This is a genomic window from Streptomyces sp. NPDC002776, assembly GCF_053592195.1.
On sequence record NZ_JBSFVG010000001.1, the window covers coordinates 483,913 to 509,884 of the forward strand.

Below are 25,972 nucleotides of genomic sequence, written 5' to 3' on the forward strand. Positions count from 1 at the left end.
AGGGGGTCAGCCGGCGAACCAGCGGACGGGCTTCGGGGCGAGGTTCTGGTAGACGTGCTTGCTCTCGCGGTACTCGGCGAGGCCGGCGGGGCCCAGCTCGCGGCCGACGCCGCTCTTGCCGAAGCCGCCCCACTCCGCCTGCGGGAGGTAGGGGTGGAAGTCGTTGATCCAGACGGTGCCGTGGCGCAGCCGCCCGGCGACCCGGCGGGCGCGGCCGGCGTCGGCGGTCCAGACGGCGCCCGCGAGGCCGTACTCGGTGTCGTTGGCGAGGGCGACGGCCTCGTCCTCGGTGCGGAAGGTCTCGACGGTGAGGACCGGGCCGAAGACCTCTTCGCGGACGACCTTCATCTCGCGGTGGCAGGCGTCGAGGACGGTCGGCTCGTAGAAGTAGCCGGCGCCGAGCCCTTCCGGGCGCTTGCCGCCGGTGCGCAGGACGGCACCCTCCTCCAGCGCGGAGGCGACGTACGCCTCGACCTTCGCGCGCTGCTGCTCGGAGACGAGGGGGCCGCACTCGACGCCCTCGTCGGTGCCGCGGCCGAGCCTGATGTGGCCTGCCCGGCGGGCGAGTTCGGTGACGAAGCGGTCCCGCACCGACTCCTCGACGATGAGGCGGGCACCGGCCGAGCAGACCTGGCCGCTGTGGATGAAGGCGGCGTTGAGGGCCTGGTCGACGGCGGTGTCGAAGCTCTCGTCGGTGGCGCAGGCGTCGGCGAAGACGACGTTGGGGTTCTTGCCGCCGAGTTCGAGGGCGACCTTCTTCACGCCCGGTGCGGCGGCCTGCGCCACCTTGGTGCCGCTGACCAGGCCGCCGGTGAAGGAGATGAGGTCGATGTCGGGGTGCTCGGCGAGCCGGGCGCCGACCGAATGGCCCGGCCCGGTCACGATGTTGGCGACACCGCTCGGCAGTCCTGCCTCGGTCAGCAGGCCGATCAGCGCGACGGTCGTCAGCGGGGTGATCTCGCTCGGCTTGACGACGAAGGTGTTGCCCGCGGCGAGTGCCGGAGCGATCTTCCAACTGGCCTGGAGGAGCGGGTAGTTCCAGGGGGTGATCAGGGCGCAGACGCCGACCGGCTCGTGCACGACGACGCTGTGGATGTCGGGTGAGCCCGCGTCCACCACCCGGCCCGGGGCCTCGGCGGCGACGAGGGCGGCGAAGTAGCGGAAGGCATCGGCGACACAGTCGATGTCGACGCGGCCCTCTTCCAGGGTCTTGCCCGCGTCCCGGCTCTCCAGCGCGCCGAGTTCCTCGCGGTCGCGCACCAGCAGGTCGGCGACGCGGCGCAGCAGGGCGGCGCGTTCGGCGGCCGGGGTGCGCGGCCAGTCGCCCTCGTCGAAGGCACGGCGAGCGGCCGCGACCGCCAGGTCGGTGTCCTGCTCGTCGCCCTCCGCGACCACGGCGAAGGGCCGGGCGACCGCTGGGTCGACGATGTCGCGGGTGGCGCCGGAGATCGCTTCGCGCCACTCGCCGCCGACATGGATCGTCCGTCGTTCGTACTGCCTTGCCATGATCGGTATTGCCTTCCGTTCCTGTTCGGTGCCCCTGAGTCACCTGGGTGTCACCTTCTGGGACCGGCAGCACCTGCCCTGGCCTCCTCGATTGCATGCGCGATCCATGGCCGAAAGTGGGCGGCGTCACGGAAGATGCGGGCAAAGAGGGCGAATTGCACGGCGCGTCCTCCTGGAACCTGGACTCCCTCGAGAACTTTGACTAAAGTCAAAGAAATATGGAGCCCGTGTCGACGGAGCATGTGACGGCTTTCCGCCGCTTCAACCGCTACTTCACGCGCCGGATCGGCGCCCTCGACGACCACTACCTCGGCCAGGACCGCCCTCTCGGCGAGGCCCGGCTGCTGTTCGAGATCGGTGACGGGGTGTCCCTGCGGGAGCTCAGGAGCCGACTCGGCCTGGACGCCGGGTACTTGAGCCGGATGACCCGGGCGCTGGAGGCGCAGGGCGTGGTCCGGGTCAGGGTGCATCCCGAGGACAGCCGGTCACGGATGGTGGAGCTGACGCCCGCCGGACGCGTCGAGCTCAAGGAGCAGCAGCGGCGCGCCAACGCCCTGGTGGCGGACCTCCTCGGCGGCCTCACCGAGGGCCAGCGCACCGAACTGACCGAGGCGATGGCCACCACCCGCCGCCTGCTGCGCCTCGCCGCCATCACCGTGCGGCACGTCGACGGCGCGAGCGGGGACGCACGCGCGTGCCTCGACGCCTACGCCACCGACCTCGACGCCCGCTTCCCGGAAGGCTTCGACCCCGGCGCTCTCGTCCGGCCGGAGGAGGTCTCCGGGGACGCCGGGGCGTTCTTCGTGGCGTACGAGGAGGGCCTGCCGGTGGGCTGCGGGGCGCTGCGGCGGCTGGAGCCGGGCGTCGGCGAGATCCGCCATGTGTGGGTGCACCCGGACGCCCGGCGCCTGGGACTGGCCCGCCGGCTGCTCAGCGCGCTCGAACGCGAGGCGTCGGCACGGGACGTGACGGTCGTACGGCTGGACACGCACGTCGTGCTCGCGGAGGCGCAGGCGATGTACCGGGCGTGCGGGTACCGGGAGATCCCGCGGTACGACGACAACGTGTACGCCGGGCACTGGTTCGAGAAGCGGCTGTGACGGTCCGCCCGGGGAAGTGGACCGAACGGACCACAGGCCCCGTTCCGGCGGAGACCGGAGCGGGGCCTGTGCGGGGTACTGACCGAGCCGGGGCTCAGATGAGGCCGAGGGCGCGGACCGCCTCGCGCTCCTCCGCGAGCTCGGCCACGGAGGCGTCGATACGGGCGCGGGAGAACTCGTTGATCTCCAGGCCCTGGACGATCTCGTACTTGCCGTCCTTGCAGGTGACGGGGAAGGAGGAGATCAGACCCTCCGGGACGCCGTAGGAGCCGTCCGACGGGATGCCCATGGAGACCCAGTCGCCGTCGGCGGTGCCGTTGACCCAGGTGTGAACGTGGTCGATGGCGGCGTTGGCGGCCGAGGCGGCCGAGGAGGCGCCGCGGGCCTCGATGATGGCGGCGCCGCGCTTGGCGACGGTCGGGATGAAGTCGTCGGCCAGCCACTGCTCGTCGTTCACGACCTCGGCGGCATTCTTGCCGGCGATGGTGGCGTGGAAGATGTCCGGGTACTGGGTGGCGGAGTGGTTGCCCCAGATGGTGAGCCGCTGGATGTCGGCGACCGTGGAACCGGTCTTCTTCGCGAGCTGGGTCAGCGCGCGGTTGTGGTCGAGGCGGGTCATCGCGGTGAAGCGCTCGGCCGGTACGTCCGGGGCGGCGGCCTGGGCGATCAGGGCGTTGGTGTTGGCCGGGTTGCCGACGACGAGGACCTTGATGTCGTCCGCGGCGTGGTCGTTGATGGCCTTGCCCTGCGGCTTGAAGATGCCGCCGTTGGCCTCCAGCAGGTCGCCGCGCTCCATGCCCTTGGTGCGGGGGCGGGCGCCGACGAGGAGGGCGACGTTGGCGCCGTCGAAGGCGACGTTCGGGTCGTCGCTGATCTCGATGCCCTGGAGAAGCGGGAACGCGCAGTCGTCCAGCTCCATGGCCGTGCCTTCGGCGGCCTTCAGCGCCGGGGTGATCTCCAGGAGGCGCAGCTTGACCGGCACGTCCGCGCCGAGCAGCTGGCCGGAGGCGATGCGGAAGAGCAGGGCGTAACCGATCTGGCCGGCCGCGCCGGTGACGGTGACGTTCACGGGAGTGCGGGTCATGGCGTTCTCCGTATGACAGCTGGCGGTGGGGCGTCGCTGCCCCGGATGTTTGATCGATCTCTTGGCGTCAAGAGAGATCCAGCGGTCAGGCTATCGCGCCTCCGGGATCCCGGGCGTCCGGGTCGGTGTGGCCCACCCCACAGACCCCCCACAGACCCCCCAAAGGGGGCGGCCGCCCGTCCGGGAGAGGTGGAACGAGGCGGCCGCCGAGTGGGGGTGCCGGGTTGCCGGACTCCCGTGGGGGTACCGTGCGCGTGCCCGGGATGACGGCGGCTAATCCTGCGCCGCCGAATTTCTTTACCCGCCTCAGCGACCGTCCCGGTGCCGCCGGGCCCGGCGGCCACATCTCGCCCCCTGACGTCCCCTGACCGGGGGACGCCCCCCGCTCGGCCGCCGCGCGCGGACGCACCCCCAGCTCGGCCCCCGCGCGGGGACGCACCTTCCCGCTCGCCCGCCCCGCGCGGGGACGCACCCTCCCGCTCGGCTCGCCCGCCGCGCTACTTCGTGCAGCCCTCCTGACCCGCCGCGAGGGTCACGCAGGCCGTCGCGTCGCCCGCGTCCTTGACCGCGACCATCGGGGTGTACGCGATCGTGTCACCGGTGACCGTGATCGCGCCGGTCTGCTCCGACTTGCCCACGCTCACCCGGACCTGGTCGCCCTCGGCCCCCTGGGTGATCCGGCCCCACGCGGCACTGCAGGTCTCGCTGTACCGGACCTCCACCACCGTCGTGCCCACGGTCGCCGTCTTCGCGGTCGTCACCAGGTCACCGCTGCACCCCATGCTCTCCGCGTCCTTGCCGGTGCAGGACGCCCCGCTGCACTCCACGCCCGGAGGCAGCTCCGCGTCCTTGGTCACCGTCGGCGAGGGGGACTTCGTACCGCTCTCGTTCTTCGCGCCGCCGCCGTCCGTCAGGAAGAACGCGGCGGCGACCACCACCAGCACGCCCACGACGCCCGCCAGGAACATCGTCAGCCGACGCTTGCCCCGGCTCTCGCCCGAGGGAGCGGCGGCATGCCCGGCCCGCGGCCCACGCGGCGGTTCGCTGTACGACGGAGTCGGCTGCGGAGCCGGTGCCGGGCTCGCGGACGGTGCCGTACCGCCGCCGTTGCTCCCGGTCCGCGACGGGCCCCGGTACCCCGCCATGCCCCAGGAGTTGGGGCCCGACGCCGCCGCTTCCTCCACCGAGTCCCGTACGTCATCGGCGTCCGCGGACCGCGGCGGCACCGTCGGCGCCACCCCCGCCGGACCCGCGATGCCCGGCGTCGCCGTCGCGCTGCCGTTCCTGCGGGCCGTCCGGGCACCCTTCGCGTTCGCCGGAGGCGCACCGAACTCGCCCAGCGCGGCGCGCGCCTGCGAGATCCGGATCGCCTCCATCGTCATGTCGTGCCGCATCTCCGAACGGCTCCAGGCGCGCTCGGCGAGCTCCCACATCGTCGTGAGGTGGACCGGATTGGTCCCGGTCACCTCGGCCAGCGCCACGATCGCGCCCTTCGGCGCGAGCAGCCGCCCGTTCAGATACCGCTCCCAGGACGTCTTGCTGTAACCCGTCCGGTCGGCCACCGCTGCGATGCTCAGGCCACTGCGGTCCACGAGCCGGCGCAACTGGCTGGCGAACTCTCTGACCTGCGGATCCAGTTCATCCGGCAAGTCCTTCCAACGAGGCATTGCTTCCCCCCTCTTCCCCCCGGTTCGTGCTGTACGTTCCCCGCGCGTGTCACCCTCTGCCGAGTCCCGTTCTGGCTACCCAGTGGGATGCGCCGAGTCAGGATCTCAGTTCCCGGGGTGGGGGCGCACGGGAGCGTAGGGGGCCGTGGGCATGCACCGTCGCACGCCTGGCGGGCCGTGGTCCAGTCTCCCACCGCCCGTTTCCTCTCGGCCCGTCTCCCCCCGGTGACGCCGCTGACAGCCGTGCGGGACGTCCCGGACCGTCCCGATTGGCCACGCTAGCCCGACTGTCGACCGACTTCGATCCAAATCCGCAAACTTGTCAACACATCAACACACAGACCGCACATATCCCGTCACCGCATGCACACGACGCCCATCCGGCCCCAGCGGTTCCGGAGCTCCGCGCGCTGTGGCAGGCCGCGCACACCGTGGCGGAACGGTCACCGCTGTGCCACAGCGCCCTGACAGCCGTTGAACAGGCACTTCCCGGCGCGGGAAGGTGGACGCACGGCGGCGGCCCGTCCTTGCTCGGGGGAGAGGACGGGCCGCCGTCGTACGGATGTGCTAGTTGCTGACCGTGAAGTGCAGGGTGTCCTTGAGGAACGGGATCTCCAGCAAGGGGTCCGGCTGCACCATCAGCGCCAGCAGGAGAATCGCGGTGCCGAGCACGCCGTAGGTGAGGATGTCGGTGAAGCGGGAGCGGACCGCGAGCATGCCGACGTCCGGGACCAGCCAGCGCAGCAGCCCGCCACCGATCAGGGCCACCCCGATCAGCAGGGTCCCGGCGCGGAAGGCGTCCAGAGCGGTCACGAGCAGGCCGGTGCCGACGAGCACGAGCACCAGCAGGACCGGCCACTGGCGAGCCGGTGCCGGGGCGTCACCGGGAGCGGCCCGGCCGCCGCCCTCGGGGCGCGCGGTGTCCCGGGTGAACAGCGGGAAGCGGCGGGTCGTACGGCGCGGCCGGCCCTCGGCGTCCGGCGCGCTGACCGCGTCCCGGACCTCGATCTCGTCGTCCGGCTCGAAGGGCCGCTCAGCCGACACTGCGCTCCGCCGCCTCGACCACGTTGACCAGCAGCTGGGCCCGGGTCATCGGGCCGACGCCGCCGGGGTTGGGGGAGATCCAGCCGGCCACCTCCGCCACGTCCGGGTGGACGTCGCCGACGATCCTGCCCTCGGCGCTGCGCGAGACACCGACGTCGAGCACGGCCGCGCCGGGCTTCACGTCCTCGGGACGGATGAGGTGGGCGGAACCGGCGGCCGCGACGATGATGTCCGCGCGCTTGAGGTGCGCCGACAGATCGCGGGTGCCGGTGTGGCACTGGGTCACGGTGGCGTTCTCGCTGCGCCGGGTGAGCAGCAGCGGCATCGGCCGGCCGATGGTCACACCACGGCCGACGACCACGACCTCGGCGCCCTTGATCTCCACGCCGTAGCGGCGCAGGAGGGTGAGGACGCCGTTGGGGGTGCAGGGCAGGGGGGCCGGCTCGTTCAGGACGAGGCGGCCGAGGTTCATCGGGTGCAGGCCGTCCGCGTCCTTGTCCGGGTCCATCAGCTCCAGGATGCGGTTCTCGTCGATGCCCTTGGGCAGCGGCAGCTGGACGATGTAGCCGGTGCAGGCGGGGTCCTCGTTCAGCTCCCGTACGACCGCCTCGATCTCGTCCTGGGTGGCGGTGGCGGGCAGTTGGCGCTGGATGGAGGCGATGCCGACCTCGGCGCAGTCGCGGTGCTTGCCGGCGACGTACTTCTGGCTGCCGGGGTCGTCCCCGACCAGGATCGTGCCGAGGCCGGGCGTGACGCCCTTCTCCTTCAGCGCCGCCACACGGGCGGTCAGATCGGACTTGATCGCGGCTGCGGTGGCCTTGCCATCGAGAATCTGGGCGGTCATGGCCCCATCCTCGCGGATGACGGGGTCCCTCTTCCAATCCGGGCCCCCGGCCGGCTGTCCGCCCATGATCAGGTGTGTTGCACTTGCACAACACATAGGGAGTACGGCTGGACAACGAACCGGCCACTGAAGAACGATTGTGGCCACAGTGCCGCGGGCAGTACCGGGGGGACGAACCGCATCTGTTGAACCTTCCTCCGAACCGTGCCGCTCGTCGTCCCCGCAGTCACACGGAGGAACACCGCCATGAGTTTCGGCGAACCGAACAGCCCGTACGGGCCCCCGCCCCAGCAGCCGAACCCCGGTTACGGCTATCCGCAGCAGGGCCAGCCGCCCGGCGTCCCGCCGCAGGGCTACGGCGCCTACCCCGCGGGTCCTCCGGTGCACCCCGGCGGTTACGGCTACCCGCCGGCCGGTCCGGCCCGGATGCCCGGCATCACCCGTGCCGCGCAGATCATGCTCGGCGTGATCGCCCTGTGCCACATCGTCATCGCCGCCGTGTACGGCGTGGCGTTGGCCGACTGGGACCAGACGATGCTCGAGGCGGGCGTCACCGGTGACGCCGAGGCCGAGCGCTACGCGGATCTGGGCAAGGGCGTCGTGGTCTTCTTCCTGGGCCTGGCCGCCGTCTTCGCGATCCTCGGGCTGGTGCTGCTGCTGCAGTTCGCCAAGGGCCGCAACGGCGTCCGCGTCTGCTCGATCGTCTACGCGTCGTTCGCGATCGTCAGCGGCATCTTCGCACTCGGCATCTACCTCCTGGGCCTGCTCATCATGATCCTCGCGATCCTGGTGATCGTCTTCGCGGCGAAGCGGTCGAGCGCGGAGTGGTTCAAGCGCCCGCGGCACTGAACAGTGCGCGCCCTTGCGCATCAAGGGCCGTGTCCCACCCGGATCAGGGGGACACGGCCCTTTACTCGTGGACTCAGTGGAAGAAGTGCCGCGTCCCCGTGAAGTACATCGTCACGCCCGCCTTCTTCGCCGCCTCGATCACCTGCTCGTCGCGGACCGAACCGCCGGGCTGGACGACCGCCTTGACGCCGGCCTCGGTCAGGATCTCCAGGCCGTCGGGGAAGGGGAAGAACGCGTCGGAGGCGGCGTAGGAGCCCTGCGCGCGCTCGGCGCCCGCCCGCTCCACCGCCAGCTTCGCGGAGTCGACCCGGTTCACCTGCCCCATGCCGACGCCGACCGAGGCGCCGTCCTTGGCGAGGAGGATGGCGTTGGACTTGACCGCCCGGCAGGCCCGCCAGGCGAAGGACAGCTCGGCGAGCTCCTCGGGGGAGAGCGCCTCGCCGGTCGCCAGGGTCCAGTTGGCCGGGTCGTCGCCGTCGGCCTGGAGGCGGTCCGTGACCTGGAGCAGCGCGCCGCCGTCGATGGCCTTGACCTCGACCGGGGCGGCCGGGGCCTCGGGGCAGCGCAGCACGCGGATGTTCTTCTTCTTGGCGAGGGCCTCCAGGGCCCCCTCCTCGTAGTCCGGCGCGACGATGACCTCGGTGAAGATCTCCGCGACCTGCTCGGCCATCTCCTTGGACACCGGGCGGTTGACGGCGATCACCCCGCCGAACGCCGACAGCGGGTCGCAGGCGTGCGCCTTGCGGTGCGCCTCGGCGACATCCGCGCCGACCGCGATCCCGCACGGGTTGGCGTGCTTGATGATCGCGACGGCCGGCTCGGCGTGGTCGTACGCGGCACGGCGGGCGGCGTCGGTGTCCGTGTAGTTGTTGTACGACATCTCCTTGCCGTGCAGCTGCTCGGCCTCGGCGAGACCGCCGCACTCGGAGGTGTACAGCGCGGCCGGCTGGTGCGGGTTCTCGCCGTAGCGCAGGGTGTTCTTCCGCTCCCAGGTGGCGCCGAGGAAGTCGGGGAACGAGGAGTCGTCGAGGGGCGCGTACTCGGACGCGAACCAGCTCGCCACCGCCACGTCGTAGGCCGCGGTGTGCCGGAAGGCCTCCGCCGCGAGCCGCTTGCGCGTGGCGAGGTCGAAGCCGCCGTCCCGCACGGCCGCCAGGACGTCGGCGTACCGCGAGGGGCTGGTCACCACGGCCACCGAGGGGTGGTTCTTGGCGGCGGCGCGGACCATCGAGGGGCCGCCGATGTCGATCTGCTCGACGCACTCGTCGGGGGAGGCGCCGGAGGCGACGGTCTCGCGGAAGGGGTAGAGGTTGACGACGACCAGGTCGAACGGCGCCACGCCGAGCTCCGCCAGCTGCCGCTGGTGGTCCTCCAGGCGCAGGTCGGCGAGGATGCCCGCGTGGACCTTCGGGTGCAGCGTCTTGACGCGGCCGTCCAGGCACTCGGGGAAGCCGGTGAGCTCCTCCACCTTGGTGACGGGGACGCCGGCCGCGGCGATACGGGAGGCCGTGGAGCCGGTCGACACCAGCTCGACGCCGGCCTCGTGCAGCCCGCGGGCGAGGTCCTCGAGACCCGTCTTGTCGTAGACGCTGACGAGCGCCCGTCGAAGGGCCCGCTTGTTGCTCTCGGCGGTCACTGGATAACTACCTTTCGTCCCTCAATGCGATAGCCGTTGCGGGCGAGCCGCCCCACGACATCGACGAGCAGCCTGCGCTCGACTTCCTTGATGCGCTCGTGCAGAGCGCTCTCGTCGTCCTCGTCCCGGACCTCGACCACGCCTTGCGCGATGATCGGTCCGGTGTCGACGCCGTCGTCGACGAAGTGGACGGTGCAGCCGGTGACCCTGGCGCCGTACGCGAGCGCGTCACGGACGCCGTGGGCGCCGGGAAAACTGGGCAGCAGGGCGGGGTGCGTGTTCACGAACCGGCCGCCGAAGCGCGCGAGGAATTCCTTGCCGACGATCTTCATGAACCCCGCGGAGACCACGAGATCGGGCTCGTATCCGGCGACGGCCTCGGCGAGCGCCGCGTCCCACTCCTCGCGGCTGCCGAAATCCTTGACCTTCCGTACGAAGGTCGGGATGCCGGCGCGCTCGGCGCGGGCCAGCCCTTCGATGCCCTCGCGGTCGGCTCCGACGGCCACGATCTCGGCGCCGTAGGCCTCGGTGCCGTCGGCGGCGATGGCGTCGAGCAGCGCCTGGAGATTGGTGCCGGATCCGGAGACCAGCACGACGAGGCGCTTGTCAGCCACAGCGGGGGCCTTTCTCGGGGGTGCGTCGGTACGGTGGCCGGGCCCGCACGGCGGTATGTACGTTCGTACGAATGCTTCGGGCCCCCGGATACGGGGAAGCCTACGAAGCGGCCGACCGTCAGCAACGATACCGGCACACCGGGCAGCCCCCTCGGGACGGGGGCGTGGCCGGAAGGTAGCGTCTGAGAAGGGCCCGGTCGGGAACGCCGTTCGTGGACGGTGCGTTCACAGGGTGACGGACCTGGTGCCGCCAGCAGTAGTCAGCCGTAATCACCTAGGGGAAGACGCTCACTTGATGCCGGACCGCAGCCTGCGACTCCTCACGCTCCCCCCGCAGCCGGTGCAGGGAGGGGAGCGCCGTGGCGTGCTGCTGCGCGAGCGGCCCTCCTCGCCGCCGGACGCGCCGTCGGGCGGGAACAGCGGCGACGAGCGGGACGCCAGGCCGAAGGACGACAACCCCTTCGCGCCGCCGCCGGAGGGCACCCCGGACCGCCCGTGGCAGCCGCGCCGCCCGGCATCCGGAGGCGGCGACTCCGGTGACGGCGACCAGGGCTCACCCTGGGGCAGCCAGTGGAGCGACCGCCAGCCCGGCCGGTCCTCCGGCGGCTTCGGCGAGCGCCCCGGCCCGAACCCCGAGACCCCGAGCGGCAACGACGGCCCCGGCACGAACATGCGCTGGGATCCGACCGACCCTTCGCAGCGCCGCGCGCGCTACGCCCTGCTCTGTGGCATGTGGGCCTTCTTCTTCGCCCTGTTCAGCTGGCCGTACGTCGCCCTGATGCTCGGCGCGCTCGCCCTGTACTGGGGCATCACCGCCCTGCGGGCCAAGCCCCGCACCCCCGACCCCGACACCCCGGCCCCGGCGAACACCGGCCGCCCCCAGACGACGGCCGCGGTGAGCGGTGTGGTCACGGCGTCCCTGGCGATCGCCCTGGTGGCGGCGGGCTTCACGGCGAAGCTGGTGTACAACGACTACTACACCTGCACCACCGACGCCCTGACCTACCAGGCGAAGCAGGCCTGCGAGGACCTGCTGCCGGAGGAGCTGCGCGGGGTTCTGGGGGACACCGGCTGAGGCACTGACCGGGGTCGGAGCCGCGCCCCGGGTCCGGGCCCGGAAGGGGCGGGCGTCACGAGGACTCGGGGGCGTCCTCCTGCCCCGACGCCTCCCGCAGTGCGGCCCAGCGCGCCTCCCGTGCCGCGTCGTCCGCCGGCCAGACCGGCGGCCAGACCGACTCCGGCTCGGTCGGCAGGAAGTCGTACGGCTCGAAGCTGTCGTCGTCGCCGTCGTCGTACGAAGCCTGTGCGGCGGACGGGATCTTTCCTTCGTGAAAGGCCTTGTCTCCGGGCGGGGCCTTCTCACCGCCCTGAGTCTTCTCCCCGCGCTGAGCCTTTCCGGCGAACAGAGCCCTCACGCCGCGCCGAGTCCGACCCGCCGACGGAGTCTTCCCTCCGAGCGCGTCCTCCCCGCTGGGCGCGTCCTTCCCTCCGGGCGCGTCCTTCCCGCCCCGCTCCTCCGCCCGAGGCGTCCCCACCCGAGGTGCGGGCCCGTCCGCCCTCCACCGGCACCGCCACCACCGCACCGCCACCGCCACCGGCACCGCGACCAGCACGCCCCACGCCAGCGCGGCGGCCCCCACCTGCCACCACACCGGTCCGAACCCGGCCAGCGCCGCCACTCCGAGCGCACCGCCCGCCATCGCGCCCAGCCCCGCCATGGCCGCCGCACCCAGGACCGCCGCCAGCACCGCCGCTCCGGCGGTCCGCCCCCGGGACCACGCCGAGCCGTCCGTCTCCGCGCTCCCGGCCCGTCCCACGAACCACCCCACGGTCACCCCGGCCAGCACCGGCACCGCCCCCGCCGCCCAGTTCACCGGCGTCCCCGGCCCCGCCTCCGGGACCGCCGCCAGCAAGGGGAACGGCGGCAGCAGCGCGGCGGGCGAGGAGAACAGCGGCCCCACGACGTGCCCCGCACCGAGGGAGAAGCCGGGGCCCAGGGAGTACGCCGTGCCCCACACCGCCGCGTTCGGCATCAGCGCCAGACACAGCAGCAGCACCGCGAACTGCCCCGACCACCCCTCGGTGAGCTGGAAGAACGACGTCCGCGCCGCCCCGCCGTGCCACACCAGTGACACCGCCAGCAGCAGCGCCCCGCCCCCGAGCAGCACCGCCGTACCCGCCCCGGCCGCCCGTGCCGCGGCATCGAGACGGGCCCGCGCCTCTCCCCCGACGACCGGCCGCCGCATCCCCGCCGGCAGCAGGATCAGCACCTCGTCCACGGCGTCCCGGGGCCGCCCGTACGCCGTCCACACCCCCGCCCCGGCCGCTGCGATGACGACCAGCGGCACCCACACCCCGGTCCACACCCAGTCCGGCCGGAGCACCCCGCCCGCCGCGTACCCCGCGGCGGCGGCGCCCACGGCGAGATAGCCGAGCACGACACCCGCCCAGGCCGTACGCCCCGAGACGGTGGGCTCCTCCGACTCCTCCCCCTCCACCGCGTCCCGCGCGGCGCGGTGCACCAGCCACACCGGGAGCGCGAGCAGCAGCAACGGCGTGACGCCCACCGGCGCGGGCACGCCGGACAGCGTGTCGACGCGGACCAGTTCGGCGCCGTGCGCCAGCAGCCACAGCGCCGCGGCGACGTGCAGCGCGCCCGAGGGACCGCTGTCGGGGTAGGGCGAGCTGATCCACAGCACCATCACCAGCACGGCGAGCGAGCCGAGACCGAGGCCCGCGGCCACGGCGCCACCCAGGAGGCTCGCGGCCAGTCCGGGGGAGCGGTCGCGCGCCCGGTTGAGCAGGGACGACAACGGCGATCGACGAACGGTCAGCTGGATCACGCCCGCCATGCTCCCAACGACACGCGCTTTCCCGTCGTAACAGGCGAACCCCCGTTGTGTCGCTCAATATACGTTTATGTACATTTTCGTCCGAAGGGGCACCTCGTGACGCAGAGCCCTGCAACCCCGCTGCCCCCGCCCAAGGAACGCCGACGCCTGCGCGAGGCCCAGTCGTTGACGCAGGCTCAGGTCGCGGCGCAGGTGGGCGTGACCCGGGAGACCGTGCGCGCGTGGGAGACCGGTCGCATGACGCCGCGCGGCCGGAAGCGGGAGGCGTACGCGCGACTGCTGAACGAGCTGACCACGACGCCGGCCGCCCAGGAGGCCCCGGACGAGCCCGAGGTGACCGCACCTCAGCAGAGCGCCGACACCGCCGAGCTGCCCGTACGGACCCCGCCGCCCGAACCGGCACCCGCGGAGGTCGAGTCGTCCCGGCCGCTGACGCCCGCTCAGGCCTTCGACGCGCTTTACGCGTTCTGCGCGCCCGCCCTCGTACGGCAGGCCTATCTGCTCACGGGGCGACGCGAGCTGGCCCGGGAGTCGGTCGAGCGGGCCTTCGACCGCGCCTGGCAGCGCTGGCCGGAGGTGGCCGTCGACCGGGATCCGGCGGGCTGGGTGCGGGCGACGGCGTACGAGTACGCCCTCTCCCCCTGGCACCGCTTCCGCCCCCGCTACCGGCACCCCGAACCACCGCCCGCCAACCCCTCCGACCGCGCGCTGATGGACGTACTCCTCACCCTGCCGCCGCCGTACCGCCGCACCCTGCTGCTCTACGACGGAGTGGGCCTCGATCTCCCGGACACCGCGGCGGAGACGGAGGCGAGCACGCCCGCGGCGGCGAACCGGCTGCTGCACGCGCGCGAGGCGGTGGCCGCGCGGCTGCCGGAGCTGGCCGACCCCGCCGAACTCCACCGGCGGCTGGCCGAGGTGGCGTCGGCGGAGCGCCTGCGCGCCGCGAAGCCGCCGACGGTACGCACCGGCAGCGAGCGCCGGGCCAGCTTCTGGACCCGCGCCGCCATCGCCTTCACGGTCGCCCTCATCGGCACCACGGCCCTGACGCTGCGCACCGCACCCCGGCAGTACGAGGCGCCCGTCTCACCGGGCCGGACCGTCCAGGGCGTCCCCCCGAAGGTCGCCCCGGGCCCGCTGTCCGAGACGGAACAGGAGCTGCGGGCCAAGCTGCGCCAGGAGACGGCGAGCGGTCCGCAGCGGCTGGTACCGCTGCCGGGATGACGCCGATGGGCCCGCTCCCCACCGGGGAACGGGCCCATCCGACGGATCAGCCGGAAGCTCAGGCGCTGAGGATCTCGCGCGCCAGCTTCGCCGTCTCGGTCGGCGTCTTGCCGACCTTGACGCCGGCGGCCTCCAGGGCCTCCTTCTTCGCCTGGGCGGTGCCGGACGAACCGGAGACGATGGCGCCGGCGTGGCCCATGGTCTTGCCCTCGGGCGCGGTGAAGCCCGCGACGTAACCGACGACCGGCTTGGTCACGTTCTTCGCGATGAAGTCCGCGGCCCGCTCCTCGGCGTCGCCACCGATCTCGCCGATCATGACGATCAGGTCGGTCTCGGGGTCGGCCTCGAACGCGGCGAGCGCGTCGATGTGCGTGGTGCCGATGATCGGGTCGCCACCGATGCCGACGGCGGTCGAGAAGCCGATGTCACGCAGCTCGTACATCATCTGGTACGTCAGCGTGCCGGACTTCGAGACCAGACCGATACGGCCCGGCTTGGTGATGTCGCCCGGGATGATGCCGACGTTCGACTGACCCGGGGTGATGATGCCGGGGCAGTTCGGGCCGATGATCCGGGTCTTGTTGCCCTTCTTGCCGGCGTACGCCCAGAACGACGCCGAGTCGTGCACGGCGATGCCCTCGGTGATCACGACGGCCAGCGGGATCTCGGCGTCGATGGCCTCGACGACCGCGTCCTTGGTGAACTTCTCCGGCACGAAGATGACGGAGACGTTGGCGCCGGTGGCCTCGATGGCCTCCTTGACGGTACCGAAGACCGGTACCTCGGTGCCGTCGAAGTCGACGGAGGTGCCCGCCTTGCGCGGGTTCACGCCGCCCACGACCGTGGTGCCGTCGCCGAGCATGAGCTTGGTGTGCTTCATGCCCGTGGCGCCGGTCATGCCCTGGACGATGACCTTGCTGTCCTTGTTGAGCCAGATAGCCATGGTGTGTTCTGTCCTCGTCCTGAGTGCTTACTTGGCGGCGTGGGCCAGCTCGGCGGCCTTGTCGGCCGCGCCGTCCATGGTGTCGACGCGCTGGACCAGCGGGTGGTTGGCGTCGGTGAGGATCTGCCGGCCGAGCTCGGCGTTGTTGCCGTCGAGACGGACGACGAGCGGCTTGGTGACCTCCTCGCCGCGGTCCTCCAGGAGCTTCAGCGCCTGGACGATGCCGTTGGCGACCTCGTCACAGGCGGTGATGCCACCGAAGACGTTGACGAACACGGACTTCACGTCCGGGTCGCCGAGGATGATCTCCAGGCCGTTGGCCATGACCTGGGCGGAGGCGCCACCGCCGATGTCCAGGAAGTTCGCCGGCTTGACGTTGCCGTGCGCCTCACCGGCGTACGCGACGACGTCCAGGGTCGACATGACCAGACCCGCGCCGTTGCCGATGATGCCGACCTCGCCGTCGAGCTTGACGTAGTTGAGGTTCTTCTCCTTGGCGGCGGCCTCGAGCGGGTCGGCCGCGGCCTTGTCGTGGAGCTCCTCGAAGTCGGGGTGACGGAACTCGGCGTTGTCGTCGAGCGACACCTTGCCGTCCAGGGCGATGACCTCGCCGGAGGCCACCTTCGCCAGCGGGTTCACCTCGACCAGGAGGGCGTCCTCCTTGATGAAGGTGTCCCACAGCTTGACGAGGACGTTGACGACCTTGTCGGCGACCTCGGCCGGGAACTTCGCGGCCTCGACGATCTCGCGGGCCTTCTCCTCGGTCACGCCGTCGATCGCGTCGATCGGCGTCTTGGCGACGGCCTCCGGACGGTTGGCCGCCACCTCCTCGATGTCCATGCCGCCCTCGACGGAGGCGATGGAGAGGAAGGTGCGGTTGGCACGGTCCAGCAGGAAGGAGACGTAGTACTCCTCCAGGATCTCCGGAGCCGTCTCGGCGATCATCACCTTGTGGACCGTGTGGCCCTTGATGTCCATGCCGAGGATGTCCGTCGCGCGGGCGACGGCCTCGTCCGCGGTGGCGGCGAGCTTCACGCCACCGGCCTTGCCACGCCCGCCGACCTTCACCTGGGCCTTGACGACGGACTTGCCACCGAGGCGCTCAGTGGCTGCGCGGGCCGCCTCAGGCGTGTCGATGACTTCACCGGCCAGCACCGGTACATCGTGCTTGGCGAAGAGGTCCCTCGCCTGGTACTCGAACAGGTCCACGCGCTTCCGTCCCTATCAGTGATCTCGCGGTTCGTTGGATGCGTGGGCGTGCCGCGAAGGGCAACGTGACGTCCGCTGTCACTAGGGAGGCGCACACGGTGTCCGAGCGCGCGGCATGTCCGTCTCGCAGGTTATCGCCGCTCGACGGGGGCTTCTAAATCAGGGGTCACACCTGAGCGGTGATACCTGTCACATGATGCCGTGCTCACTGGCACGGAGTGCCTGATGTGAAGGGCCTCACCGGGCTGGGGTTGGCCCGGTGAGGCCCCTGGAACAGCCCGAAGGGGCAGGAATCGACTGCGCCCCCGAGGGCTCCGGCCGGGCGGTCCCCACCCCAATGGGGACCGCCCGGCCGTCCGTGAGGTCCCGGCCGGACGGTCCGACGGCTTTCGGCCGTCCGGGTCCTTACGCCTCACGGAGCCGGGATTCAGAGGGAGCGGAGGTACCCCGGGGTGACCGAGTCGGCGACGCCCTGGACGCCGGTGACGGCGTTGCCCGCCAGCGGGGTGCCGGTCAGGTTCTCGGCGACCGGGGAGACATGGCCGGCGACGCCGTGGGCGAAGGGCTGGACGTCACCCACGACGCCCTGGGCCGCGGTCCCGGCGGCGTACGCGACCGGCTGGACGAGGTCCGCCACGGGGTGGGCGACATGGCCGACGGCACGGTGCGCGAAGGGGCCGACATCCCCGGCGAGGCCGTGGGCGAGCGGCTGCGCGTCGGCCGCCACGCCGTACGCCAGCGCACCCGCGTCGGTCACGGCCTGCCCGGCGACCGGAGTGACCCCGCGCACGGCCGTGTGCGCGACGGGCGGCAGCACGGCCCCCTGCGCGTCCGCGGCGACCTGACCGACGAGTCCGGTGGCGTACGGGGGTACGTCGGCGAGGGCACCGTGGGCGACCGGCTGGGCGCCGGAGACGGTGCGGGTGGCGAGGGGGTGGACGTCCGCCACGGTTCCGGTGGCGACGGCGTGGACGTCCGCCACGGTTTCGGTGGCGACGGCGTGCACATTGGTGGCGGCGCCGGTGGCGACCGGCTGGACGTCGGTCACCAGGCCGTATGCCGCGGCGGTGGCGGCGTCGACCGCCCGGGTGACCGGGGGGAAGGCTCCGTCCACGGCGGCGGTGACGAGGGGCGGGACGGCCGCGGTGCTCGTTTCGTCGAGGACGGCGGTGGCGGTGCCGGTCGGGGCGCTCAGGGTCCGCTCCACCTCCGGGGCGAAGGCGGCGAGGGGGCCGAAGAGGTAGTCGACGGTGTCGGGAGTGGTGGGGATTTCGGGGGTGGTGGGGATTTGGGGGGTGTTCGGGATTTCGGGGGTCTGCTGCGCGGTCTGCGCGGCGCGGGCCGCCTTGACGCCCTCGGTGAGCTGCGCGGCGCCGCCCTTGAGATTGGGGGCCTTGGGGGCCTTGGGGGTCTTAGCGGCCTTGGTGGCCTTGGGGGTGGTCGTGGTGCTCGTTTCGACGGATGCCGTCTGCTTCGAGGTGGCGGTGACCGTCTCGGCCACGCCCTCGGTGACGTCTTCCGTGGCGTCCGGCACGGACAGCGTGGCGGAGGGCAGCTCGTCCGCGCTCGCGGCGGTGGAGCCGAGCGCCCACGCGCCGGTGACACCGGCGGCTATGACGAGGGAACGGCGGATGTTCTTGTTCATGCGTACGTCGGATCCTTAAAGGAGATTGGGGACACGGGCAGACCTGTTCCGCCCCCGCGCGGCAGGTCCACTGCGCGGGAAAAGGCCTGCTCTAGGCGGGGGATACGGGAATGTCCCGGTACGCGTCCCTGATCTCGTCGGCACCGACGTGCGCGGCGGCGCCGGGCACCAGCCGCGGCGGGGCCGGGTGATGTGCGGCGACCGCATGCGCGTCGCCATGCCTGGGCGTGCCGTTGTCGACCGTCGCACGGTGGTCCAGGGCACCGCCCGGAACACCTGCGGGCGCGTGCCGCGCGGGCACGGGCGCGGTGGAGTCGGCACGGTGGGGGTGGGGGTGAGCGGAGGTGCGGTGCGCGGAGGTGCGGTGCGCAGGCGCGGTGGTGTCGTACGGCGTGACGCCGTGCGGGGTAGCCGTGGCGGCCTCCCCGGTCGCCGGCCCGGCGGAGTCCGCTTCGCCAGCCGGAGTGGAGGTCACCGGCACGGGTGCCGGTGCCGGCAGCGTCTGTTCCGGCAGCGCGGGGAGTTCCGGGAGGCCGGGGAGTTCCGGGAGGCCGGGGAGTTCCGGGAGGCCGGGGAGCACGGGAAGTTCCGCATCCGGGGCCTGGGGCAGCTCCGGCAGAGTGGGCTGCTCGGGCAGAGCGGGCTGGTCGGGCAGAGTGGGCTGCTCGGGCAGAGCGGGCTGGTCGGGCAGAGCGGGCTGGTCGGGCAGAGCGGGCTGGTCGGGCAGAGCGGGCTGGTCGGGCAAGGCGGGCAGGGCGGGCAGGGCGGGCAGCGACTCCCGCGGCGGCACCGTGCCCCGTGCTTCGTCCAGCCCCTCGGTCACCGCGCCGACGAGCTCGCCGACGGGCCGCACGACAGGCTCGGTGACGGCCGGAACGGTGTCCTCGGTGACGGACCGAAGCTCTCGCCCCTGCGGCTCCCCGGCCCCGGGCTCCCGAGCCACCGACCCGGTCACCCCCTCGACCGCCGTGCGCACGTCGACCGACAGAGCCGTGGGCGCGTCCTCCGCCGCCTGAGCCCGCTGTCCGCCGAGGAGCCCTAGCGCGAACAACCCGCCCACCAGCAGCGCCAGATACAGCACACGCCGTCCGGCCGCCGTGCGCGGGATGCGCACAGCGGCACCGGGCAGGGCTGCTGACCAGGTCAAGGGGGCGGATCCTCCCGTACGGCGGCACGGAGTCGAAGTCGGTGAAGGCATCGATCCTTGCACGGGACTCCTGAGGCCGCGCAAGCCCCCCGTGACCGATGGGTACTCATGTCCGTTTTGCTGCCGCCGGATCCGGTACGGGGATCGGCCGCTTCTCGATCGCCGCCGCCATCACCTCGGGGAACAGATCCGGCGTACACGCGAACGCCGGTGCCCCCAGCGCGGCGAGCGCCGCCGCGTGTTCCCTGTCGTACGCCGGTGCCCCCTCGTCGGAGAGCGCGAGCAGCGCCACGAACTGCACGCCCGACGCCTTCATCGCCGCCACCCGCTTCAGCATCTCGTCGCGAATGCCCCCTTCGTAGAGGTCGCTGATCAGCACGACCACCGTCTCGGCGGGCCGGGTGATCTGCGACTGGCAGTACGCCAGCGCCCGGTTGATGTCCGTACCGCCGCCGAGCTGGGTGCCGAACAGGACGTCCACCGGGTCGTCGAGCTGGTCGGTGAGGTCGACGACCGCGGTGTCGAAGACGACCAGCCGGGTGTCGATCGACCGCATCGACGCCAGCACCGCCCCGAACACCGACGCGTACACCACCGACGCCGCCATCGACCCGGACTGGTCGATGCAGAGCACGACGTCCTTCTTCACCGACTGCGAGGCCCGCCCGTAGCCGATGAGCCGCTCGGGCACGATCGTCCGGTACTCCGGCAGATAGTGCTTGAGGTTGGCGGCGATCGTGCGGTTCCAGTCGATGTCGTGGTGGCGCGGCCGGCTGATCCGCGCGCTGCGGTCGAGGGCGCCGGTGAGCGTGGCCCGGGTGCGGGTGGCGAGCCGCTTCTCCAGGTCCTCGACGACCTTGCGCACGACGGCCCGCGCGGTCTCCTTGGTCGTCTCCGGCATGGCCTTGTTAAGGGAGAGGAGGGTCCCGACGAGATGCACGTCGGCCTCCACCGCCTCCAGCATCTCCGGTTCCAGCAGCAGCGTGGAGAGTCCGAGCCGGTCGATGGCGTCGCGCTGCATGACCTGCACGACGGAGGAGGGGAAGTAGGTGCGGATGTCCCCGAGCCAGCGCGCCACGGACGGCGCCGACGCCCCGAGCCCCGCCGAACGGTCCTTCCCCGTCAGCGGCCTGTCCCCCTTTCCGTAGAGCGCGGTGAGCGCCCCGTCCATCGCGGCGTCCTGCCCGGCGAGCGTGCATCCGGTGCCGTCGGCCGCGTCCCCGCCGAGCACGAGCCGCCAGCGCCGCAGCCGCTCCTGCGCCGGGTCCGTCACGTCCGTCGTCATCCGCGCATCCCTCCGTGCCGTTCCCACAGCGGGATCACCGGCACGATCGTCGCCGGCCGGCCCCCCGCCCGCGTCTCCTGGCCCTGTCCCGGCGCCTGCCGCGCGGCCCGCACCGCTCGGGCCCTCGCGCTCCGCTCCGCCCGTCCTCCGGCCGCCATCACGCCACCCCCACCAGGTCGTCGTCGTCCGTGTCCAGCCCCAACAGCAGCCGCACCACCGGCAGCACGGCGTTCCCGCGCTCCTGGTCCAGTTCGGCCGCGAACCCGGGTACGCCCCCACCCGCGACCGCCGCACCGCCCCGCTGTCCCGGCCCGCGCCGCACCAGCTCCCCGAGCGTTCTGCGCACGCCCGGCTCGTACGCCGAGAAGGTGCGCCTGAGCAGCGGCAGTACGTCGGTGAACGCGTCCGCCGGCACCCCGGTCAGCCAGGCGTCGACCAGGCCGAGCAGCCGCTCGTCGTGTACGAGCAGCATCCCGCCGCCCGAGCCGCCGCAGACGAAGCCCTCGATCCAGGCCGCCGCGTCCCCGGGAGGTGTTCCCGGCGACAGCACGAGCCCCATGAGCCGGGCCGCCTCGTCCTGAGCCAACTCCCCCTCGTCCAGCAGGAGCCGCACGGACCGGCCGCGGATCACGCCGGGAACCGAGTCCCGCAGGGACAGCACCTTGAGCACCGCCCGCCAGCGCCCGCGCAGATCACCGTGGCCCGGCGCGGGCGCGTCCCCGAGCAGCCCCACCGCCCCGTGCACGGCGTCCACATGGCGCCGTAGCTCCTCGGCGGCGTCCGCGTCGAGTCCGGCGCAGGCCGGGGGAAGTCCGACGAAGATCCGCTCGGCGAGACCCGCGGCGACCTCCGCGAGTGCCCCGGTGTCGGTGCCGCGCACGTCGCCGTACCGCAGGGAGCGGACCAGGGCGGGCAGGGCCTGGGCGAGGTGGCCGACGTCCGAGTCGAGCGCGGCCCGGTCGGCCAGCACCCGCATCACCGTCGGCAACGCGTCCGGCAGCTCGGCCAGCAGGCACCGCTCGGCGAGCGCGGTGACGTCGGAGAGGTGCTGCGCCGAGACGGCGTCCGCCTCGGACTTGGCGGTCGCGGCGGCGAGTACGGTCGTCCCCCACACCCCGGCCTCGGCGATCCGCACCGCCAGCTCCGGCTCCCAGCGCAGCCGCCAGGTCTCCCGGAAGGTGCCCGTGCTCCCCCGCGAGGCGGCCGGCTCTCCCCACGGCACGCCCAGCAGCCGCAGCCGGTGCAGCAGCCGGCTGCGCCCGGCGTCGGTCTCCTTGCGCAGGTCGAGCTCCAACTCCCGCTCCAGCGCCTCCGGCTTGAGCCGCAGCCTGCGCTGGATCCGGTCGAGGTCCCGCTGCAGGGGCACCGCGGGCGCGTCCCGCGGCACCTCGCCCAGCACGTCGCCCACAACGAGCCGGTCGTGCACCAGCGCCAGCGGCACGTCCGAGCCGTCGCACATCACCGCCCGCACGGCGTCGGTGGTCTCGCCCAGGCCGGGCAGCGGGCGGCCGCGCATCGCCGCGAGCGTCTCGGCCAGCCGTACCGCCTCGATGACATGGGCGGAGGACACCATCCGGTCCTCGGCCCGCAGCAGCCCGGCCACCTTGGTCAGCCACCGCTCGACGGGCCGGTCGGTGGCGCGGAACAGATGCCCGTACCACCCCGGCGAGTCGATGCCCGCCCCGTAGCCGCTGGCCCGCGCCAGCCTGCGATGCGTCCACGGCACCCAGGTCATGTCCGCCTTGACCTTGGGCAGCCCCTTGAGCAGGGCCCGGTCCGCGGCGACGGTGCTCCGCCCGCCCAGCGCGGGCACGTGCCAGGCCCCGCACACCACGGCCACCGCGTCCCCGAACTCCTTCTGCGCGGCGCGCACTTGGAGCCGCATGTATGCCTCGCGCACCAGGTCCCGGTCGTGTCCGCCGCTGCCGTACACCTCCCGCAGCGCCGTCATGGCCTCGGCCAGCACCGCGAACGGCGCGAGCGGATCCCCCGCCGCACCGACCCCGCGGTGCTCGACGACGTCCTCCCACCAGCGCTCGGCGTCGTCGTATCCGGCGGCGTCGGCGAGCACGGCGAGGGGGTCGACCCGCACGTCGGCGTGCCTCTCGTCCTGCTCCTCCGGGGACTCGGGCGCCGGCGTGCCCCCCTCCTTCTCCCCCGTGTCCTCCTTGTCCTCCTTCTGCCACGCCAGTGTGTGGGTGGCCGGAAGGTCGATGAAGCGGGCCGGTACCTCGTGCTCCAGCGCCCAGCGGATCGCGACCCACTCCGGGGAGAACTCGGCCAGCGGCCAGAACGCCGAGCGGCCCGGCTCGTCCACGGCATGGGCGAGGAGGGCGACCGGCGGCCGCATGTCCTCCTCGGCGGCCAGCGGGATCAGCGCGTCCGCCTCGGGCGGCCCCTCGATCAGCACCGCGCGCGGCCGGGCCGCGTCCAGCGCCGCCCGCACGGCCCGCGCAGAGCCGGGCCCGTGATGCCGTACGCCGAGCAGCAGCGGCCCGGCGGCCGTGCCGGGGTCAGCTCCCGTCGTCACACCGTCCCCCTCGCCTGGCCGGCCACCTGGTGTCGTCGTCCTGCGTGCGGAGCCTCCAGCAGGCGGTCACGCGCTCACCTCCCGGCAGGCGCGGTAGAAGTCGGTCCAGCCGTCACGCTCGCGGACGACCGCCTCCAGGTACTCCTGCCAGACGACCCGGTCGGCGGCCGGATCGCGGACCACGGCGCCGAGGATGCCCGCGGCGACGTCCGCGGGCCGCAGGACGCCGTCCCCGAAGTGGGCGGCCAGCGCCAGGCCGCCGGTGACGACGGAGATCGCCTCGGCCGTGGAGAGGGTGCCGCTGGGCGACTTCACCTTGGTCCGGCCGTCGGAGGTCACCCCGTCGCGCAGCTCGCGGAAGACGGTCACCACCCGGCGGATCTCGTCGACGCCGTCGGGCACGGCCGGCAGGTCGAGGGAGCGGCCGATCTGGTCGACGCGCCGGGAGACGATGTCGACCTCCACCTCGACGCTCTCCGGCAGCGGCAGCACGACCGTGTTGAAGCGGCGGCGCAGGGCGCTGGAGAGGTCGTTGACCCCGCGGTCGCGGTCGTTGGCGGTGGCGATGAGGTTGAAGCCGCGGACGGCCTGCACCTCCTGGCCCAGCTCCGGGACGGGCAGGGTCTTCTCGGACAGGATCGTGATGAGCGAGTCCTGGACGTCGGCCGGGATCCGGGTCAGCTCCTCGACCCGGGCCGTCATGCCCTCCGCCATGGCCCGCATGACGGGGCTCGGCACCAGCGCGTCCCGGCTCGGGCCGTGCGCGAGCAGCTGCGCGTAGTTCCAGCCGTACCGGATCGCCTCCTCCGGGGTGCCGGCGGTGCCCTGGACCAGCAGGGTCGAGTCGCCGCTGACGGCCGCGGCCAGATGCTCGGACACCCAGGTCTTGGCGGTGCCGGGCACTCCGAGCAGGAGCAGGGCGCGGTCGGTGGCGAGGGTGGTGACGGCGACCTCGACGATGCGGCGCGGTCCCACGTACTTCGGAGTGATCACGGTGCCGTCCGGCAGGGTGCCACCGAGCAGATAGGTCGCCACGGCCCAGGGCGACAGCTTCCAGCGGGCCGGGCGCGGACGGTCGTCCTGCGCGGCCAGCGCGGACAGTTCGGCCGCGAAGGCGTCCTCGGCGTGCGGTCGCAACGGCTCGGTCGGTGCGCTCTCGCGTGTTGTCTCGGTCGTCGGGTCCACGGACACGGTCATGGCGAAGTCCCCCTCCAGCTCGGCCGGTTCGGATCTGTCACCAACCGTGCACCACGCCACTGACAATCGGTTCCGACCTGCGCAAACGCGCTCGCCGGACCGATTGTCAGTGGGGGGATCTACCTTCGATGGCATGACTCAGCAGGGGGTGCGCTGGAGCGCGGAGCAGGTGCTGGCACTCGCGCCTGACACCGCGTCACGCAAAGCGGGCAGCAAACTCGGCGCGGCCGGGCCGTGGTCCGAGGCGGGCAGTACCGACGAGGGGACGGTGTGGGGGCTGTGCAAGGGCAGTGGCAGCAAGCCGTATCAGACGGTCGTCGACATCGCGGACGCGTCAGGGCCCGCGTACAAGTGCAGTTGCCCCAGCCGGAAGTTCCCGTGCAAGCACGCGCTCGGGCTGCTGTTGCTGTGGGCGGGCGGGGACGGGGCCGTGCCGCAGGGGCAGCCGCCGGACTGGGCGCGGGAGTGGACCGAGGGGAGAAGGAAGCGCGCGGAGCAGCAGCGGGCGGAGGGCGCTTCCGGTTCCTCGTCCGGCTCGGCCGATCCGGAGGCGGCGCGGCGGCGGGCGGAGCGCCGGGCGGAGAAGGTCACCGCGGGGGCGACGGAGCTGGAGCAGCGGCTGGCGGATCTGCTGCGCGGCGGACTGGCCGGCGCGGAGCAGGCGGGGTACGGGCTGTGGGAGGAGACGGCCGCCCGCATGGTCGACGCCCAGGCGTCGGGACTCGCGGCACGGGTGAGGGAGCTGGGGGCGATCCCGTCGTCCGGACCCGGCTGGCCGGTGCGGCTGCTGGAGGAGTGTGCGCTGCTCCACCTGCTGGACCAGGGCTGGCTGCACCGCGAGCGGCTGCCGGAGCCCCTGGCGGCGACGGTCCGCTCCCGCATCGGTCTGCCCGCCTCGCCCGAGGGCCCGCCGATCCGCGACCGCTGGCTGGTCCTCGCCCAGTACGACACGGCGGACGCCCGCCTGACCACCCGCCGGATCTGGCTCCACGGCGCCGGCTCGGCCCGCACCGCCCTCCTCCTGTCCTACGGCGCCGCGGGCCGCGCCCCTGAGCCGGCGCTCCCGGTCGGGCTGGCCCTGGAGGCGGAGGTGTCCCCCTATCCGGGCGCCGGTCAGCTGCGGGCCTCCCTGGGCGAGCGGTTCGCCGCGCCCGTACCCACCTCTCTGCGCCCGGCAGGGGTGACGACGGCGCAGGCGGCCGCGCGCTACGGGGAGGCGCTGCGGGACGACCCCTGGCTGGACTCCGTCCCGGTGACGCTGGAGCGGGTGATACCGACTCCGGACGGCGAGTCCTGGCAGCTGGCCGACGCCGACACCGACGCGGCCCTGCCGCTCACCCCCACGGCCCGGTCCCGCCCCGGCCTGTGGAAGCTGGTCGCCCTCTCGGGCGGCGAACCGGTGAAGGTCTTCGGCGAATGCGGCCACCACGGCTTCACCCCGCTCGCGGCATGGCCGCAAGGACCGGGCGAGGCGATACAGCTGTGCTGATCCGCCCCCGGCACACCTCAGGACGTCTACGGCCTCACCCCGCCCGCAGCCGGACGGCAAGGACCAGGCAAGGCGATACAGCTGTGCTGATCCGCCCCCGCCGCACC

Annotated in this window: 20 protein-coding genes; 5 read left to right on the top strand and 15 right to left on the bottom strand. The window is 73.0% G+C overall.

Annotated features, from left to right (window positions below; genetic code table 11):
* Positions 1-6: 6 nt before the first annotated feature.
* Positions 7-1,506, bottom strand: a complete 1,500-nt coding sequence (locus tag ACWD11_RS02220) for an aldehyde dehydrogenase family protein (protein WP_451280755.1) — start codon at positions 1,504-1,506, stop codon at positions 7-9.
* 218 nt (positions 1,507-1,724) lie between these two features.
* Between ACWD11_RS02220 and ACWD11_RS02225 the strand changes: the two genes are divergently transcribed.
* Complete coding sequence (locus ACWD11_RS02225) at positions 1,725-2,606, top strand: GNAT family N-acetyltransferase (protein ID WP_451280757.1); 882 nt, start codon at positions 1,725-1,727, stop codon at positions 2,604-2,606.
* Positions 2,607-2,700: 94 nt separating this feature from the next.
* On the opposite strand, the gene ACWD11_RS02230 is transcribed toward ACWD11_RS02225, so the two are convergent.
* The 4 genes from ACWD11_RS02230 to ACWD11_RS02245 all read right to left on the bottom strand — a co-directional run bounded on the left by ACWD11_RS02230 (position 2,701) and on the right by ACWD11_RS02245 (position 7,245).
* Positions 2,701-3,690: a malate dehydrogenase gene (locus tag ACWD11_RS02230; RefSeq protein ID WP_389415332.1), complete on the bottom strand. Its 990-nt coding sequence runs from the start codon at positions 3,688-3,690 to the stop codon at positions 2,701-2,703.
* Positions 3,691-4,187: 497 nt separating this feature from the next.
* Positions 4,188-5,357: a helix-turn-helix domain-containing protein gene (locus tag ACWD11_RS02235; protein ID WP_389415333.1), complete on the bottom strand. Its 1,170-nt coding sequence runs from the start codon at positions 5,355-5,357 to the stop codon at positions 4,188-4,190.
* A 567-nt stretch (positions 5,358-5,924) separates the two neighbouring features.
* Complete coding sequence (locus tag ACWD11_RS02240) at positions 5,925-6,401, bottom strand: DUF3017 domain-containing protein (protein ID WP_389415334.1); 477 nt, start codon at positions 6,399-6,401, stop codon at positions 5,925-5,927.
* Positions 6,391-7,245: a bifunctional methylenetetrahydrofolate dehydrogenase/methenyltetrahydrofolate cyclohydrolase gene (locus ACWD11_RS02245; RefSeq protein WP_389415335.1), complete on the bottom strand. Its 855-nt coding sequence runs from the start codon at positions 7,243-7,245 to the stop codon at positions 6,391-6,393. The genes ACWD11_RS02240 and ACWD11_RS02245 overlap by 11 nt, the downstream gene beginning before the upstream one ends.
* A 246-nt stretch (positions 7,246-7,491) precedes the next feature.
* On the opposite strand from ACWD11_RS02245, the gene ACWD11_RS02250 reads away from it, so the two are divergent.
* Positions 7,492-8,094: a proline-rich domain-containing protein gene (locus ACWD11_RS02250; RefSeq protein WP_451280760.1), complete on the top strand. Its 603-nt coding sequence runs from the start codon at positions 7,492-7,494 to the stop codon at positions 8,092-8,094.
* Positions 8,095-8,167: 73 nt separating this feature from the next.
* Here ACWD11_RS02250 and purH read toward each other — a convergent pair whose 3' ends face one another.
* Positions 8,168-9,730, bottom strand: coding sequence for a bifunctional phosphoribosylaminoimidazolecarboxamide formyltransferase/IMP cyclohydrolase (purH, locus tag ACWD11_RS02255; protein WP_451280762.1), 1,563 nt, complete (start codon positions 9,728-9,730; stop codon positions 8,168-8,170).
* Positions 9,727-10,344 (bottom strand): phosphoribosylglycinamide formyltransferase, encoded by a 618-nt coding sequence (gene purN, locus ACWD11_RS02260; RefSeq protein WP_451280764.1) that lies wholly within the window; start codon positions 10,342-10,344, stop codon positions 9,727-9,729. The genes purH and purN overlap by 4 nt, the downstream gene beginning before the upstream one ends.
* Before the next feature lie 295 nt (positions 10,345-10,639).
* On the opposite strand from purN, the gene ACWD11_RS02265 reads away from it, so the two are divergent.
* A complete protein-coding gene (locus ACWD11_RS02265) occupies positions 10,640-11,419 on the top strand; it encodes a hypothetical protein (RefSeq protein ID WP_389415339.1) in 780 nt (259 codons plus the stop codon).
* Positions 11,420-11,474: 55 nt separating this feature from the next.
* Here ACWD11_RS02265 and ACWD11_RS02270 read toward each other — a convergent pair whose 3' ends face one another.
* Positions 11,475-13,196, bottom strand: a complete 1,722-nt coding sequence (locus tag ACWD11_RS02270) for a cell division protein PerM (RefSeq protein WP_451280766.1) — start codon at positions 13,194-13,196, stop codon at positions 11,475-11,477.
* Positions 13,197-13,292: 96 nt separating this feature from the next.
* Between ACWD11_RS02270 and ACWD11_RS02275 the strand changes: the two genes are divergently transcribed.
* Positions 13,293-14,420, top strand: coding sequence for a helix-turn-helix domain-containing protein (locus ACWD11_RS02275; RefSeq protein ID WP_389415341.1), 1,128 nt, complete (start codon positions 13,293-13,295; stop codon positions 14,418-14,420).
* A 58-nt stretch (positions 14,421-14,478) separates the two neighbouring features.
* Here the strand turns inward: ACWD11_RS02275 and sucD are convergent, their stop codons facing one another.
* From sucD to ACWD11_RS02310, 7 genes are all read right to left on the bottom strand, one after another.
* The gene (gene sucD, locus ACWD11_RS02280) at positions 14,479-15,363 is read right to left on the bottom strand and encodes a succinate--CoA ligase subunit alpha (protein WP_250071099.1); all 885 of its coding nucleotides are present in this window, start codon (positions 15,361-15,363) and stop codon (positions 14,479-14,481) included.
* Between the two features lie 27 nt (positions 15,364-15,390).
* The gene (sucC, locus tag ACWD11_RS02285) at positions 15,391-16,572 is read right to left on the bottom strand and encodes an ADP-forming succinate--CoA ligase subunit beta (protein ID WP_451280768.1); all 1,182 of its coding nucleotides are present in this window, start codon (positions 16,570-16,572) and stop codon (positions 15,391-15,393) included.
* Positions 16,573-16,999: 427 nt separating this feature from the next.
* The gene (locus ACWD11_RS02290) at positions 17,000-18,217 is read right to left on the bottom strand and encodes a hypothetical protein (protein ID WP_451280770.1); all 1,218 of its coding nucleotides are present in this window, start codon (positions 18,215-18,217) and stop codon (positions 17,000-17,002) included.
* Between the two features lie 91 nt (positions 18,218-18,308).
* Positions 18,309-19,364 (bottom strand): hypothetical protein, encoded by a 1,056-nt coding sequence (locus ACWD11_RS02295; RefSeq protein WP_451280772.1) that lies wholly within the window; start codon positions 19,362-19,364, stop codon positions 18,309-18,311.
* 106 nt (positions 19,365-19,470) lie between these two features.
* Positions 19,471-20,649, bottom strand: a complete 1,179-nt coding sequence (locus ACWD11_RS02300; protein ID WP_451280774.1) for a VWA domain-containing protein — start codon at positions 20,647-20,649, stop codon at positions 19,471-19,473.
* A 157-nt stretch (positions 20,650-20,806) separates the two neighbouring features.
* Positions 20,807-23,179: a DUF5682 family protein gene (locus tag ACWD11_RS02305; RefSeq protein WP_451280775.1), complete on the bottom strand. Its 2,373-nt coding sequence runs from the start codon at positions 23,177-23,179 to the stop codon at positions 20,807-20,809.
* 66 nt (positions 23,180-23,245) lie between these two features.
* The gene (locus ACWD11_RS02310; RefSeq protein WP_451280777.1) at positions 23,246-24,376 is read right to left on the bottom strand and encodes an ATP-binding protein; all 1,131 of its coding nucleotides are present in this window, start codon (positions 24,374-24,376) and stop codon (positions 23,246-23,248) included.
* Between the two features lie 133 nt (positions 24,377-24,509).
* Between ACWD11_RS02310 and ACWD11_RS02315 the strand changes: the two genes are divergently transcribed.
* Positions 24,510-25,865, top strand: coding sequence for an SWIM zinc finger family protein (locus ACWD11_RS02315; protein WP_451280779.1), 1,356 nt, complete (start codon positions 24,510-24,512; stop codon positions 25,863-25,865).
* The last annotated feature ends 107 nt before the right edge of the window (positions 25,866-25,972 follow it).